Source organism: Nitrobacter winogradskyi (assembly GCF_006539545.1).
GTDB classification, from domain to species: Bacteria; Pseudomonadota; Alphaproteobacteria; order Rhizobiales; family Xanthobacteraceae; genus Nitrobacter; species Nitrobacter winogradskyi_A.
The window spans coordinates 1-14,663 of record NZ_BJNF01000115.1; the positions used below are offsets into that span (position 1 = coordinate 1).

Here is a 14,663-nt window from a genome sequence, read left to right on the forward strand (position 1 = left end):
TGACCTAGTCTCCTCCGTATTGGAGTTCATCACGACGCCACCCTTTGCATCCCGCTGGCAGCCAAGACGCTTCGAAAGGTCAGATGCCTGATGGCAGCCGGTCGAGAAGAACAGGCCGGCCCGGGACAAATCAGGTCCGCTTTTGAATATGATCTTCGTAAATATCCCGTTCGTGCCTTCGAGACGTTGAATGGGCTCGGAGCGTACCAGATATCATGTTCGTCCAGCTTTCGCATAGCTTTCGCATAGCTTTCGCATAGCTTTCGCGCTGATTTCAGTCCCATCGCTGCAAACTACAACGTCCTGGATCCAGTGTTTCATCATAAGGGGCAAGCTCCGCGCCCTTATCCCCTTTCCCCAACGCGGCTACAGGCTTTCCTGCGTACTCAAAGCCATCGCAGTAAAGACAATGATGGATTGAAATGCCGTAGAGGGGTTCGATGCCAGACAGTTCAGGAAGTTCGTCAATGAGACCCATCGCGAGGAAGATCTTCGATGCGTTGCCTGTCGTGCCGTCCGCGCAGCTAAATTCAAACGAGCCGCCGACAGAAACAATGTCGGTTACCTTTGTCCCGCGTATCGAGACAGAATTGTAACGTGTGAGTTCTTGACGGGCCTCGCCCAGGAATGCAGCGGGAGATCGGCCTTCCCGACCGAGCAGACCATGAATTGCCGGGGAGCTCAGATTGCGTTGTTGTCCTTCGTCACAGAGCAAGGCCGAGCGGCGGCAGCGCTTAGTCCGGCCGGTCCGCCATCGACGATGAGAACATCGCATTTCATCAAAAGCTACTTTCATTGCGTACCTGTGGCCATACGCGCAGCCCGGAACCCAAACCACCCGATCAAGCGTTAGGAGGTGGGAGGGTATCATGCCGGGCTCGCATTCAGCACCAGGGTGGACTGAACTGACGCCCGAAGAGCGCCGGGAGCGCAGGCGGCTGCGCCGTGAAAAGCAGCGCGAGGACAATGTCAAACGGGCTGCAAAGATGCATACTGCCCGGCTTAAGATTAAGGCCAATAGCTCAAACGCGCCGTCCCACATCAAGCGATTGGTTTACGTCGGGTGTTCGGGATGGCGTTACTGGAAATGGCGAGATTCATTCTATGCCGACGTGCCTCAGCAGGAATGGTTCGCGCATTACTTGAAACGCTTCGACACCGTTGAGATTAACGCATCCTTCTACTCATGGCCGACAGTAGCCGGCGTTCAGGCTTGGCGCCGCGCGCCCGGCAAAAAGAAGTTTGTGTACACCGTCAAGGTTTGCGAGCTCATCACTCATGTGAAGAAGTTTAAAGGCACAAAGACCCTCATTCGGGATTTTGGGCTGATCGCCGACATTCTCGGCGACAAGATGGGCTGCTTCCTGTTCCAGCTTCCGCCGAGTTATCGCTATACCAACGCCCGCCTCAAGGAAATTATCAGCCAACTCGATCCGGCACGCCGCAATGTTGTCGAATTCAGGCACGCCAGCTGGTGGAACGAAGAAGTTTACAGCGCCTTTCGCAAGGCGGGGATAATATTCTGCTCCTGCAGCGGACCAAGATTGCCGGATATGCTCATCAGGACAGCGAACGAAGTGTATATCCGCCTGCATGGTCCGAAGCGCTGGTATAGGCATGATTATTCAAAAGACGAACTGACGGAGTGGGCGCGCCGGATTGCAGCGAGTAGGGCGAAACGCGCCTGGGCTTATTTCAATAACGATCACGACGCCCATGCTCCGAAGAACGCCGCTGTCCTCCGGCGCATGTTGACGCGTGTTGATGTCCGCTCCGCCTTTCCGAACATAGGTCGCGTCTCGCAGACCGGCTCTTGAAGCTCCCAGAAAATCCGTGCGGCTCCGTCGCAAGTACACAGACCTGCAGCACAAACTGGGTTACCCGATCGGCAAAGGCTTTGAGATCGTGTCGGCGACATCGGCGTAGCAGTGATAGGCCTTTGCCGGGGTGTCTTTGTCGCAGTGCCTTTGTCGCAGTGTCGATGCTCTGTAGATGTCGCCGCATGAACACTGGAGCCGAGCTTCAATCGGGCTCGACAAATTCTGCATGCCTGCGCAGCGCTCTTAGCCAACCGAGCCTCAACTCGGATCAGACCGGTACATTTTGCTATCACGGTTATCATCCCGTTCCGATTCAAGTGATGCGAAGGTTCGTCTGCAACTGGCGTTCTTGCTCGCCGAGCGACACGCTAAATCTCGCCTTCGCAAGTAGCCTCTATCAGAGGATCTCAAACCGATTGAGAGGCTCGATGAAAACGCCTTCCGGCGGCATTTCTGCGGTGCAAACCAGCACGAGGCGGCTTAAGGCGACTTATTCCACCGGAAGCGAATGTTCGAGGAAAAAACGAAGTATTTCCCTTGTAGCGTCCGGCCCTCTAGGATCAGTGTAGGAGCCTGCAGGGCTGCCTCCGGACCAGGCATGTCCGGCACCGTGGATATTCCAGTGTTCCAACATTTTGTGGCCGCTCGCGTCGCTCAAGACCGTCCGGGTATAGGTATGTCCGCCGGGTACGTGCCCGTGATGAACTTTCTTTTGTGTGACCATCGTGTTCACCGATTGCTCAAGAATCTGACCACCGTTGTTTGGATGCACGGTCGTGTCGCGATCACCATGAAAGACAATGGTAGGGACAGGTTGCCGGTCACCTAAGATTATCTCGCGACCGGGTGGGCCACCTTGTTTCATAGCGGCGAGCGCCGAAGGCAGGTCAGTGGCCACTCCGCACGCGATGCCAGAATGTATACCGATTGCCGCGTACAGATCGCTGTATGTTGCTCCCATGATGGCAGCAGCGGCCGCCCCGGCTGACAGCCCGGCAACGTAGACGCGCTTTCGATCGACCAAATAGCTCTGCATGATTTGCCGAGTGATGCCCGCGATAAGCGCGGGCTCACCACTGCCTCGCTGTTGATCGGCAGTGCGAAACCAGTTCCAGCATTTTGCAGGATTGGCTCGGCTGTGCTGAGCGGGATAGACCACGAAGCAGTTTTGTTCCTCGGCGATAAAGTTCATCCTCGTGCCCGCAGCGAAATCATCCGGCGACTGGGTACAGCCGTGAAGCATGACGACCAATGGCAGCGGTCGCTCCTGATAGCGGCTCGGGATGAAGAGCTTGAAGGCGCGGCTCCCCGCCGGGTTGCTGTACGTACCTTCGATGAACCGGGTGCCATCCGGCACGATGTCCGGTTTGGACAACGGCGCGCGCTTCGTCACGCCTCGCAATCCGATCCCAGCGCGCCCATTTTTGCGATCTAGTGACGCGCGGAGCGTGCGCAGATGTGCGGCGGCCGGCTTCGCTTGCTGAGGACTATCCGTCCCCTCGACAGTATCAGCTTTCGCATCAATGGTGAGCGGTTCGCGACCAGTAAGAGCTATGCGATCCTCCAGACGCGATGGCGCGTCGAGCACCCTATCGCCGCGAAGCATGCGCTGAAGGAGCGCGGTCGCCTCAACCAATTGACCCGCCCGCGTGAGGCGCGTCGCCTCCCGAATGACGTCCAGGTTCAGCATCGCTTTCACCTTATTCTGTCGGAAAGAGCGGCTTTGACCGCTGGGCTGGCATGCAATGCGCCCAGCACGGAAACCGAGGCTATGGTCGCGCGAGCAAGCTCAGGTGTGACGTCTTGCGAAATGCTGGCAAGGCCCAAAACGTTGATGTGAAGCATCTCGCCCCTTCGCTTCACCGCTTCAAGGTCCTGACGGCTGTAATTGCGCAGACCGAGGTCCAAGCTTTTTCGGGCTGTTGACTGCTTTACGACGTCGGCATGACGTTCGAGCTGGTTCCGGATTGCAGTCCGGATGAAGTCGGACCGGTTCGAGTAGAACCCTTCCGCAACCATTAGATCGACATGGCCCAGGTCGACATAGCCAAGATTGATAGTGATCTTTTCTGTATCGGACGGTTTGGCTCGAATTTCTCGAATAGTGGCGGTCATGCACGCATCATCCATATACCATCCATATGGACGGTATATGGATGTCCAAGCGGAGTTTTCAAGGGCCTTCCTTTAAAACGAGCTCGTCGGCGGACCAATCCGCCAAGCCCCGGGCCGGCTTTAAGTCAAGCCTGCCAGCATAACTTTGACGAGCGGGGTTGCGGCGATTCCTTTCCTGCAACTGTCTTGCCGCTTCACTTTTGATGTTTCTTTTGGACTGCAGACGCTGTCAGCGATTCTTCATTCAAAGATCGCGCCTGATGGCCTCGGCCCTTGTTTCTTAACCCCTCGTTCAGCTCGACGTGAGAGGCTGAATCAGCCTTAGAGGGCTGCTAGTTCACGTGCGTAATAAAGCCCGTCGCCGACTGATTCACGGCGGCGGGTTTTTTTGCGCCGGCATTAAAGCAGCTGACTCTTCGCTATCCGGCTTTCCCTGTGTGTGGCGCGAACGCTACAGCCTACCCAAGCTTGAATTAGTACAATGAGTCTCAGAGTTGGGCATTGCCCAGTATGAAGTCAGATGTCTTAAATCAACGAAGAGCGCGTGGTTTGGAACAAGGTTTTTACCGCCGAGACCTTTGATTTTCGCGGCCGGCTAAATTTCTGCCGTTTCGACGAGTGTACATTCGTCGAGTGCACTGTTCTGATAGATGCGGATACGGAGCAGATTGCCTTCACAGGGTGCACGTTCAAGGACTGCAACATTAACGCCATCGAAGTCGACGAAGCGCGAGGCATCGCTTCCAACGACAACACCTTCGAGCGTCCGCTGGACGAACAACGACAGACTTTGCATGCTTAAACCACCATCGGGACGAAGAAAACCCAAAGTAATAGCGCGATAAGCACGAGCAGGCCGGCGATGATTGCAAAGATGAAAATTTGAGCCATGCGCGCCAACGTCGGCACGACGCGTTAGTTGCTCGAGCAGCCTCGCTGTAACGTCGCAGCTATTTCGGCGGCTGCAACTCCGGCGAATTCAACCATCTCTCGATGTTCGCGGCGGTCTCAGCCTGCCGAACCCTCTTGAGCACTTCGAAAGGATCCGATCTGGCTGGCGCGCGGACCACCTCTACGCGCGCTTCCGCCACGAAAACCGAAAGGCGGTCCCGCAGGGATGTGGTCTGTTAAATCTTCGCCGCTTTTGCATGGCGCCGCTCCTTTCCTGTGAGAGGAAGGCGAGGAGGCGAGGACCGCAAGGTGCGTTCTCCATCACCGATAGCTGCCACGGTCCGCTCGGTGGTGGCGGAATTATGCGGCGAGAGCGGCGGAAGTGCGAATCCTTTATTCGCAGCTGCGCTTGGAACCATCCAAGGCTTATTCAAAGGTTGGTGAATAGTTACTTTGAGTTTTCCCGAGAACTGCCAGTTCTCAACCTATCGCGAGTGCATGGAAGCGGCGTTTGGGACCTCCGCAACGTGTGGCAGGAATTCGATGAGTTATCGTCTTTACGACCGTTCCGATTATCGACGTTAGGTCAGCGGGTCCCAAAACCTCAAAGCCTGAAAGGATTCTGACATTCGCAAGCACAGCACAGATAACCGGGATGAGCGAAGGGGGCTTATGATCCCGTGACCAAAGAGGGTTTACCTCAGTCCTACCAAGTCAAAGAAAAAACTAACGGCCATCAACGCGAACAACAGGGCGCGGATATGAGGGCAGATTCGATTGGCGGAACTGAACCTGTTTTACCTGAAGGCTTGGTCAGGAAGCGATGAGGACCACTCAACCGCCGGACCGGTCGGCGCTCCACCACCTAGCGGGTGAGGCCCCACTTACAACCACATCCAACTTACATCCTGAGCGGCGGCGCGAGTTGCGCAAAAGGAATAAAGGGTACTGACGGGGCGTTTCGTGAGCTGTTCAACCGAGCTTCGTTTATGAAGAGACTTCCCATTTGCCTGCTCGCCGTCCTCGCTGCTGCGCCGGCGCTCGCTCAAGCGGTGAAGGTTAATGAGTATTACGTCGTGCGTGCTCCCGACTCGCAGAAATGCACCATCGTGGAGCATAGGCCGGCCGTGGCGACAAGTATCGTCGACAACGATACCTTCCAAGACGCGGACTGACGCCGAGGCCGCTATCAAGACAATGGAGATTGCAAGTCCGATCTAGACGACGATTGAGAGTGGCACTGCGTTCGGATCGTAAAGGGAGCCTCTTTATGAAGACATTCGCCCTAAGCGCGCTCATCGCACTTGCAGCCATGCCCGGCGCTGGCACAGATGAAAGTCCATCCGGAAGAATACTACGTCATCCGGGATTCAGCGACAAAGACGCGCACGGTCGTCGATAAGAGGCCGGCGACCATCACGAACGTCCTGACGCCCCCTTCGCAACCGTCCACTATTGTCGGGCTCGGCGTCTTCAAGACGCGGGAGGAAGCGGAGGCCGCCCTGAAGAAGATGGACGTTTGCGACGACGAAGATACACGCGACGACAAGCACAACGATTAAGCGCGTCGCGCGCCTTGGCCGATCCAGCTCGGTAGCGGGTCGAGGCCGGTCATCAAGCGCCTTACTTCAGGCAGCGCTTCGCTCTCGCTATTTGAGTCTCGGTAGCCCCGGCCGCCCTTGGCCCTTGCTTCCCCTGCGGCAGCCGCGACCGCCCGCACATCAGCGCAGGAGGCAACCCGTATTTATTCCTTGACGCTCTCGATGAAGGTGTCGGCCTTAGCGCCCTCGCTGAAACATACCAGTCCGAATCCGAACGAGAAAGCGACTGCGAGGAGGAGGCGTCGCTCGTTATCGACGTGAGCAAGAATACATGATGGCTTCTGACAGAGGCTACTGGCCGCCAAAGCTCGAAAATTTGTAGCCAGTTCCTTAGGCAGCCAAGTCAGCGATCGGCCGGCCGGAATGCGACTCGGCGGTACATGCGGTCAATGACGAAATATTCCGTGGCTCAAGTTACGAAGGGCTTCAACTCGTTGGAAGGGTCCACGAGCGCTTAGGTTGGATGGAGAAATTTCACTCTCAGCATATTTTTGGCTCGTCAATATCGTTGCCGCCAATCGGGACGTTTCCTGGCGTCGGCGATGCCGCGCGTGGTACACGAAGTGAGGCGGATCATGGAGATAAACGACCGTGCAATCCTCCGCGCCCGCGAACTTGCTACGTGTTGGCTCGACCGAAGATGTTGGCGCCCCGCCTCTTGGAAGTTCTGCCCGATACAATCGGAGGCTGCGCTGAGCGGCTCGGTGCAACGCGGAAGGAGGTAGAGATACGCGTGAGTTTCTGCTCGACGACGTTTGTTATAGGAATGGACGGTGGTTGGCGAGGGAGATGAGGGGTGCAGAGAAAGACCGCCAAGGCGTTAGCAAGCACCCTGACGGCCATACTAACAGCTAAGGGACGAATAAACGGTGCTGGCATATTTAGTATACCAGAGGATGCTATGCGGTGCGCGCGGAGGAGATCTGTGCCTTAGTATTGGAAGTTGGCGCGGTTTTCGCGACGTCCCGTTTACTGCGTGCTCAACGAAACGGCTAAGGTTTGCAAGCCTTCGTTGCGGTTGCGCCGGAGCCGCGCGGCGGTGCTGACCGGCACAAGCGAGCGGTCACCAAAATTCCTTCTCTTCTTCTTGGTCGACGGGGCGCTGGTCCATGTGTCGCGGATGAGGCGAGTTAAGAATTCGTAGTCGCTCGCTATCTGCGGCGGCTTCGGTCGCAACGATCCGAAATGTTTCTTGCGAGCGGGTGCCATTAACGGCTGATTGAAGAATCCGTTCGGCCATTAACGCTTGTGTGGACGGATCCGGATGGACGTCCAGTGTGGCTTGCTCAAGCGCGCCTCGCATAACCGCAATTAGCTCTGTGTCAAACATTGTTGGATCTCCGTTTTGACAGCGCTTTACCAAGCGTCGGTGACGGCTGTACTGCGGAACTCTGACGATGATGAGTCGATAGGATTAAACTTCGGACAGGTTGAGTTACATCGTCACACAGGATGTGACAGCTCATTCACATCACCATCACCAACCCTCGCACGACCGCGAATGAACCACACCTGCAACGTGTATGACACCTTTTCCGATTCGAGTTTTCACAGTTTCGGGGCATTGCGTGTCGAATTCTGGGAATGCAATTGCAGTGGACGTCTCACCGCCCCTGGAAAATACCGGCGGCGTAGGAATCGGCATCAAGGCGAATCCACAATCGACCGTCGTCATGGGCGAGTTTTCGCTGCCATTACACTTGGCGTGCAGGATAGCGGCACCGATCACTAGCGGAAGATTAATGAAAGGCGCCGAACGCAACCTTCGCGCCGACGCTTCAGCGATGAAGCGAGCGCCGCGATTTGCGGTGCGCGCGTCGACAGGTATTCGAATGGCTGCGGGTGATCCTGAGCGGATTGAACGCTCCATTGTGCAGGGTGGGTACTCGACAAAAGTGCCGACGAGAAAGACTGACCCGAGGCCGATCATCGGTAATCAAGGGCCGGATTCGCCAGCCTTGGGCGTAGACCTGGAACTATCCCGCTCTCTGGATATGTCCTCGCGATCTTGTTCAAGGGCGTATCGCGATGAAAAGGGTGGAAACCGAACACGACCGACGTCGGAATACCCTCACATATCAGTTGGACGACGGCCGTTACGTGAGCCTCGATGCAAACGCTGTTGCTCTCTACGGAGCGGAAAACCCCGTTCAATGGTTAGGGCTTCGCGAAGGGGATGCTTGGGTTGCGGGAGAACACCTAGACCTCGATACTGTTAAAGAATTTGAACGAGGCAGTTAGATCCCGAACGCCGCTCAGAGCGCTGATAGATCGCTCGGCACTTCGCCAAACGCCTTCAACACCACCGCGTCCGCAAATTCACCGATGGCCAGATCGCCTGTACGGCTGAAAGCCACAGCGCCGACGTTTTCCGCGAAGTATTGCCTGCGCAGCTCATAGGAAAGGCGGAAAACTGAGAGGGACCGCAAATTGGCCCGCCGGACGGAGGGTCGGAGCGGGCCAATTTGGGTTCGGGGGTCATGGATGCAAAGCTCCCGTTCCGGTGATTCAATACACAGAGCAGAGCGGCGTTCCTAAGACTAGCCCAAGACCAACGCATGGCCTTCTGGATCCGACAACGAAAGGCCGCTGGAGTTGGTGGAGAAGCGGGCCTTTCGGGACCAGGAACGGCCGTACCAAGCGATCAACCGGTCCGGATAATTATTGAGGCGGCGGAGAGGAGGTTTCAAAAGAAAAACTCGCCGGTGAGGCGGGCAAGGTTGAGTGATGCCAATCGGTACCCGAAAGGAACCATCCGGGGCTCCATAGTGGCCTGAGGTGGGGATGAGTTCCCGATTACCACGCGCGTCTGGGTATTAAGCCCCGCCTGCGGGGAGGAGCCCCTAAGCATCGTATGGAACAGATCCCTATCAGCGGCGATTGACTGAACGCCAGTACTCGGATTTGGGAGAGTGAGTATGTCTCAGTGTGAAACCTGCGGAAATAACTACGATAAGGCATTCCAAGTTACCATGGGTGGTAAAACCCACACCTACGACAGTTTCGAATGTGCGATTCAGCTCTAGCTCCGGTGTGCGGGCATTGCGGCATTCGAATCGTAGGGCACGGGCTTGAATCGGCCGGCAAATTCTACTGCTGCGAACATTGCGCAGAGAAGGGAATTAAGGGATTGCGTGATCGTCAGAACTAGAGGCTCGTAGGACATAGCAGGGCGAAAATGCCCCACGACCTTGCTGATCGAATGGCAGCGCGGCGTGGGAGGCGAGCCAAGCTAATGACGGATTTGACTATGAAGCGGCGGTTGTGCAGTGCCGACTTGGTTTAGGCCCGCCCGCCGACATAGGACAGGCGGGCATCTTGAAGATGCCCAGGAAGCTAGGGACTGTTCGTGAAGGGCGATCAGGTGCCGCCGCTGTATCCGACCTTTTCCTGCCCCTCAGGTTTGTTGTCCGGATTGTCTTCCTCTACACCCTTCCTAATTTCGTCCTTTCGGGAGCCTTCATCCTGCTCTTGCAGTACGCGCGGCCTTTCGCCTCGGTTCTGCTGCTGGTCGGGATTGTTCTGGTTCATAGACCTCTGATCGGGATATCCAGGATCAGGGTTCGGTGTATCACCCCGAACCGAGTTGCTTGAGGGACGCATATTATCGGGAGCCGGGGGCGGATGGTCGCCGTGCGGGTCCTGGCCCACATCTTTGCCCACGCTGGGTCGGGTTTCTGGATCGGTCATAAAAGGCGCTCCTTTGCATATTACTTGTGAGACCAATTCGCCGATCAGTCTGTCGTTCCTTTACGATCGGCGGGGCAGTGTCGCCGGACGGCCTCATGACGTGATGTGAAGCTGGGAGCGCGGCCCTTACTTCGGCGGCTGCAACTCAGGCGAGTTCCCCCATCTCCCGATGTTGGCGCCACCAGCTCGGCCGGGCGGGGGCTCTATATCAGGGTCGCTGCTTTCCGGTGCACTTACGCGAACTGCGTGGCCTTGCTTAATCGCGACCGATGCCGCGGCTACCGCAGCTTCGAACGCGGCCTCTTTGGTGGGCATATTCGCCGTCTGCCTTTCCATCATGAAGCACGGTCCATGACTTGCCCTTTTCAGTGACTTGGTAGTTGGCCGAGCCCAATGTTACGCTCCTCCCTTGTGGCTGCAGTTCAAGGCGTGGAAGTGTATTCTGTTCCAAAGCCTTCAAGCGAGCGCTGTTAGCTCTGCGCGGAGGCGATCGCGATCCGCCACGTGCGTCGCTTGGGTCGTCACAAAGGTCTTGAGCAGGGCACGGGCCTGCTGAGCGACCGCTTCATCCCGTCGCGTTCGAGTTCGACGACGATTTCGGTTTGCCGAGTAATGTGCCGCTCACCCAAGGCGACGTGTCCCTCGGCTTGCGCCAAATGACGTTCAAGCATCGCGCGCTCGTACATTGGGAGAGCCTACGCTTAAAAGTCAGCAAGGCGGTGAGGTTCTTTGCCGCGGCTTGGCTGCTGGGCTTTAGCGGCGAAGCATACGAAATCCGACGTAGCTTTTCTATTCGAGAGAAGACCTAAGAGAGCATAATTTATTGCAGGCTTACGCCTTCGTTGATTTATTCGGCGAATGTACGCGAGGAGTACGGTCAGTGGAAATTGGTACTGTGAAGTGGTTCAACGCGACAAAGGGCTATGGGTTCATTGAACCTGAAAGCGGCGGCAAAGACGTGTTCGTCTATTTCTCAGCCGTGGAGAGAGCGGGACTTCATTCGCTCAACGAGGGCGACAAGGTGAGCTACGAGGTCGTCTCGAACCGAGGCAAGGAGGCGGCTGACAACCTACGGGTAGTTGGTCATTGAGCCGAGCCGGATGTACGCTAAAAACCAGGCCGATGAGGTTGCGATCATCCTCAGTTCTGCGGATAGGAACGTCGCTCATTTTCCCTTCGCCTTCAACCCAATCTCAAAACAACTGCCTGATTGCCCCACGGCAACCCCGGCGGTCGTTCTGACCGCCGATATATTGTAGTTGTTGGCGAGTCGGAGATGGAGCGAAAATGAAAGACAACCAAATAGCCGCCCTCCCTACTGGCCTCCTCGTGGCCTGTCGCGCACGTTGGCTGCCAGCTATGTCGGGATATCACCAAGCACGTTCGATCGGATGATTAAGGACGGCCTGATGCCGCGGCCAAAGGCGGTTTATGGCCGGATGTGCGAGCCGTGGATATCGCTTTTAACTTGCTGGACGGCGGCCATACGACCAAAATGGGTGAAGGCTAGGTGTTCAGTCCCGGCATTTGATGGATTGGGTTTATGATGAATCGATCCGGCTCTGAGGTCCAGCGTTTACAGATGAACTCATAGGGCGTGAGGCCCTTGAGGGTTTTCAATCTTCGCCCGAAATTATAGGCGTTGATGAAGTCGGCGAGGTGCCGCCTCAACTGGTCGTGGTCGACCCGATCGAAGATGTGGCGGAAGGCATATTTGTGACGGGCCTGATTGGTGAACTGGATGCCGTTGTCGGTCAGCACCGTATGGATGGTGTAGGGAACGGCTGCGATGAGATTGCGCAGGAACTGGGCTGCATTCATCTTACCGGCTTTGGCATAGAGCTCAGCGAAGGCGAACTTGGACGTGCGGTCAATCGCTACAAAGAGATACAGCTTGCCTTCGGCCGTCTGCACCTCGGCAATGTCAATGTGGAGGTAGCCGATCGGGTAGGCCTTGAACTTCTTCTTCGGCTCCTTGTCGCCTTCGACATCGGGAAGCCGGCTGATCCCGTGACGGCCCAGGCAGCGATGCAGTGACGAGCGCGACAGGTGCGGGATCGTCGCCTGGAGCGCATAGAGGCAATCATCGAGCGGCAGCAGCGTGTGCTTGCGGAAGGCGACGATGATCGCTTCCTCCTCAAGCGACAGCACCGTTGAATGCGGCTCTTTCGGGCCGGTCGGAAGATCGGCTACCGAGGTGCGCTTCTTCCACTTGGCCACTGTCTTCTGGTTGATCCCGTAACGCTTCGACAGCGCTCTCAGGCTCTCTTCACTATTTTGTATCGCTGCGACGGATCGCCTCTGTCGTCGTGGCGCTCCCGTGTAGAATTTGACCCATGGTGCATCCTTCCATTCCGGAGAGAGGATTGCACCATCAAAGTCCGAGATCAAACAGCTAGGTATACGAGTTTGCGCCGTGAAGTGTGAGTCAATCACTACGATCCGAGTAAGCGAGGCCTCGCAAGCTTCTTCGCTTCGCGCTCTCGCTTTCTCAGCTCGTAGCCATGGTCAACGGGAGAGGCTCAAGCCAGCTAATCTTATCCAACTGACTGTCGATCGCCCTCCTGTCCACTTTATGCTCACCGAAGGCGAAACAGTCCAGCCGCTGGTAAAGGTAGGCGCAGACACTTAGGCCGCCGAGGCTTATCGGTGGAAATATCCTGGTGGTTGCGGCAGATCATTCTTCAGCGCGCTATTCACTGCCATGCGTGCAAAACTGGACGCGTTGGAGATGGATGCCTCAATGTCGGTGACGATAGCAGTGGTACTTCCCTTTTTTCCAATAACCGTGGCACCGATTGCTATGATGGTGTCCGTAGTAGGGTCGTTGATTTGGATAGTATTGTCCTTGACCATAGTACGGTCCCTGGTTCGGATAATATTGTCCCTGATTGTAGTATCCCTGATTATAATAGTATCCTTGGTTCGGAGCGCCAAATAAGCCACCGACTGCACCTGCAGCACCACCTACGCCGGCACCGACCGCTCCGCCAACTATGCCGCCTACCGGCCCCGCAGCACGGCTACCCTCGTACGCGCCTTGGTTGGCACCGCGCTCCATACCGTTGAAGACACCTTGGGCATGCGCTTGATGCGGCATGGCGAACAGGGCCACCGTGGCTGCAGCAGCTGCTATTGAAAATGCGTTTTTGATCCTCATCGGTGTCTCCCGTCCTTCCTTGGATTGAAAAACACCAACGGACCATCCAGCGGCGAGTTCCACATTCAACTGGAGTCGAAAGGGTTTACTTACTCTTGCGTTAATAACAGCGGCTCTGCATTTAGGGATAGCGATAGCAGCGAGTTGGGCATGGAGATCTGCCGGATTGAGCTTCCGACATGGATTCCAATCATCGGTTCTTAGCTTTCAACCCCAACTCAACCAACCTCCGAATCGCTTCAGGCCGGCCAGGCAGGTCGTCCTGTTTGCGGCGCCAGTCGTCGAGTATCCAATTTTGCGTGTAATTTGACCGAACGGGTATCAACAATTCCCGTCCGAACGACAGGCCTTGTCGGCCCACCCCACATTCCGACGGGGCCTTTGTTCATGTCGATTGGATTATCGCCCGCTCAATTTGTTCTGGCATCTCCCGCAGTCCTTTAAATGTGCGTGTAACCGTATTTTCCATCGTCCAGGCGAGCTTCAAAGACTGCATTTCGAAGCCGTCAAGATTAAATGATCCGAAATAACGCGGTACTCGCTCACAACTGCCCGCGTTATCAGGCACTATTCTACATCAAACGCGAACGGCGTGCTGATCTCGCGAACGCCACAATGATAGTGTTGTGGTTTACATCGACAGTTTCGAGAGTTGCATGCACAGGAAATCAGAAATGAAACTAAAACTCGCATTGGCGAGTCTGATCGCCTCTACGTTGGCGTTGCCTGCCCTCGCTCAGATGTCCCCGAGCACTTCACCAAAGTCATCGAGCACAACTGGCTTGGCCGGCACTTGGTATATCGTGCAAGACCCCTCAACAGAGAGGTGTGAGATCACAAGCTTGAAACCGAAAACAAGAGGAAAAACGAAGGCCGTCGGGAGGAGTCCTTATACATCTAGAACTGAAGCTGAAAGCGACCTGAGCAAAATTCCAGACTGCTCCAAGTAGGTGAGCCGTTTTCACGACGCTTACCTTGAGCGTAATCCGGCGTCGGCAACGTTGGTTTGCGCGAAACACGCGATCTGCGAAACCGCGCCTTTGCAAACTTAGGAGATTAGAGCATTTTCCGATCAGGTTGCGTCGTATCCTGCGGCGGCGAGATAATTTTGACATTCATCGGGCGAGAAGCGTTTGAGAGCGTTGGCGATTGCTTGCCAGAGATCTGGCATGGTGCGCGCGGCAGCGGCGCGCAACAGCGCCTTCAATTTAGCGAAGGCCATCTCGATCGGGTTAAAGTCCGGACTGTAGGGCGGGAGATAGAGCAGGATTGCTCCGGCCGTCTGAATGGCCTCTCGAACGCCATGGACCTTGTGAGCTGGCAAGTTGTCCATGATGACGGTGTCGCCCGGTTGCAACGATGGGGCGAGCCATTGTTCGACATAAG

General features: G+C 56.1%; 13 protein-coding genes and 1 pseudogene. 6 read left to right on the forward strand and 8 right to left on the reverse strand.

The window, feature by feature from the left end; genetic code table 11:
• Window positions 1–274: 274 nt before the first annotated feature.
• Window positions 275–796, reverse strand: coding sequence for an NAD(P)/FAD-dependent oxidoreductase (locus tag NWI01_RS17565; protein WP_141385258.1), 522 nt, complete (start codon window positions 794–796; stop codon window positions 275–277).
• Between the two features lie 316 nt (window positions 797–1,112).
• Here NWI01_RS17565 and NWI01_RS17570 point away from each other — a divergent pair, with 316 nt between their 5' ends.
• Window positions 1,113–1,817, forward strand: a complete 705-nt coding sequence (locus tag NWI01_RS17570; protein ID WP_307723473.1) for a DUF72 domain-containing protein — start codon at window positions 1,113–1,115, stop codon at window positions 1,815–1,817.
• 493 nt (window positions 1,818–2,310) lie between these two features.
• Here the strand turns inward: NWI01_RS17570 and NWI01_RS17575 are convergent, their stop codons facing one another.
• Together NWI01_RS17575 and NWI01_RS17580 are read right to left on the reverse strand one after the other, a co-directional pair.
• Window positions 2,311–3,510: an extracellular catalytic domain type 1 short-chain-length polyhydroxyalkanoate depolymerase gene (locus NWI01_RS17575; protein WP_141385269.1), complete on the reverse strand. Its 1,200-nt coding sequence runs from the start codon at window positions 3,508–3,510 to the stop codon at window positions 2,311–2,313.
• 5 nt (window positions 3,511–3,515) lie between these two features.
• A complete protein-coding gene (locus NWI01_RS17580; RefSeq protein WP_141385260.1) occupies window positions 3,516–3,935 on the reverse strand; it encodes a CopG family transcriptional regulator in 420 nt (139 codons plus the stop codon).
• A gap of 544 nt (window positions 3,936–4,479) precedes the next feature.
• Between NWI01_RS17580 and NWI01_RS17585 the strand changes: the two genes are divergently transcribed.
• The 4 genes from NWI01_RS17585 to NWI01_RS17600 all read left to right on the forward strand — a co-directional run bounded on the left by NWI01_RS17585 (window position 4,480) and on the right by NWI01_RS17600 (window position 6,388).
• Window positions 4,480–4,737, forward strand: coding sequence for a hypothetical protein (locus NWI01_RS17585; protein WP_244613875.1), 258 nt, complete (start codon window positions 4,480–4,482; stop codon window positions 4,735–4,737).
• Window positions 4,738–5,279: 542 nt separating this feature from the next.
• A complete protein-coding gene (locus NWI01_RS20390) occupies window positions 5,280–5,411 on the forward strand; it encodes a DUF3551 domain-containing protein (RefSeq protein WP_181410573.1) in 132 nt (43 codons plus the stop codon).
• A gap of 404 nt (window positions 5,412–5,815) precedes the next feature.
• Window positions 5,816–6,001, forward strand: a complete 186-nt coding sequence (locus NWI01_RS17595) for a hypothetical protein (RefSeq protein WP_141385262.1) — start codon at window positions 5,816–5,818, stop codon at window positions 5,999–6,001.
• A 156-nt stretch (window positions 6,002–6,157) separates the two neighbouring features.
• Window positions 6,158–6,388, forward strand: a complete 231-nt coding sequence (locus NWI01_RS17600; protein ID WP_141385263.1) for a hypothetical protein — start codon at window positions 6,158–6,160, stop codon at window positions 6,386–6,388.
• Between the two features lie 1,102 nt (window positions 6,389–7,490).
• Here NWI01_RS17600 and NWI01_RS17605 read toward each other — a convergent pair.
• On the reverse strand, window positions 7,491–7,757 hold the full coding sequence (locus NWI01_RS17605) for a hypothetical protein (protein WP_141385264.1): 267 nt from the start codon (window positions 7,755–7,757) through the stop codon (window positions 7,491–7,493).
• 2,030 nt (window positions 7,758–9,787) lie between these two features.
• Window positions 9,788–10,117: a hypothetical protein gene (locus tag NWI01_RS17620; RefSeq protein ID WP_141385266.1), complete on the reverse strand. Its 330-nt coding sequence runs from the start codon at window positions 10,115–10,117 to the stop codon at window positions 9,788–9,790.
• 880 nt (window positions 10,118–10,997) lie between these two features.
• Between NWI01_RS17620 and NWI01_RS17630 the strand changes: the two genes are divergently transcribed.
• Window positions 10,998–11,207 carry a cold-shock protein gene (locus NWI01_RS17630; RefSeq protein WP_141385267.1) on the forward strand — a complete coding sequence of 70 codons (210 nt, stop codon included), beginning with the start codon at window positions 10,998–11,000 and terminating at the stop codon, window positions 11,205–11,207.
• A 416-nt stretch (window positions 11,208–11,623) separates the two neighbouring features.
• Here the strand turns inward: NWI01_RS17630 and NWI01_RS17635 are convergent.
• From NWI01_RS17635 to NWI01_RS17645, 3 genes and pseudogenes are all read right to left on the reverse strand, one after another.
• Window positions 11,624–12,455 (reverse strand): annotated as a pseudogene (locus tag NWI01_RS17635) (DDE-type integrase/transposase/recombinase).
• A 402-nt stretch (window positions 12,456–12,857) separates the two neighbouring features.
• On the reverse strand, window positions 12,858–13,277 hold the full coding sequence (locus NWI01_RS20395) for a hypothetical protein (protein WP_141385268.1): 420 nt from the start codon (window positions 13,275–13,277) through the stop codon (window positions 12,858–12,860).
• 1,072 nt (window positions 13,278–14,349) lie between these two features.
• Window positions 14,350–14,663: transposase (locus tag NWI01_RS17645; protein WP_181410574.1), on the reverse strand; the 314-nt coding region annotated here is incomplete at its 5' end.

Coding starts and splice junctions, on each gene's coding strand:
- NWI01_RS17600 (WP_141385263.1), top strand. CDS start 6,158: ATGAAAGTCCATCCGGAAGAATACTACGTCATCCGGGATTCAGCGACA.
- NWI01_RS17605 (WP_141385264.1), bottom strand. CDS start 7,757: ATGTTTGACACAGAGCTAATTGCGGTTATGCGAGGCGCGCTTGAGCAA.
- NWI01_RS17580 (WP_141385260.1), bottom strand. CDS start 3,935: ATGACCGCCACTATTCGAGAAATTCGAGCCAAACCGTCCGATACAGAA.
- NWI01_RS17575 (WP_141385269.1), bottom strand. CDS start 3,510: ATGCTGAACCTGGACGTCATTCGGGAGGCGACGCGCCTCACGCGGGCG.
- NWI01_RS20395 (WP_141385268.1), bottom strand. CDS start 13,277: ATGAGGATCAAAAACGCATTTTCAATAGCAGCTGCTGCAGCCACGGTG.
- NWI01_RS17565 (WP_141385258.1), bottom strand. CDS start 796: ATGAAAGTAGCTTTTGATGAAATGCGATGTTCTCATCGTCGATGGCGG.
- NWI01_RS17620 (WP_141385266.1), bottom strand. CDS start 10,117: ATGACCGATCCAGAAACCCGACCCAGCGTGGGCAAAGATGTGGGCCAG.
- NWI01_RS17595 (WP_141385262.1), top strand. CDS start 5,816: ATGAAGAGACTTCCCATTTGCCTGCTCGCCGTCCTCGCTGCTGCGCCG.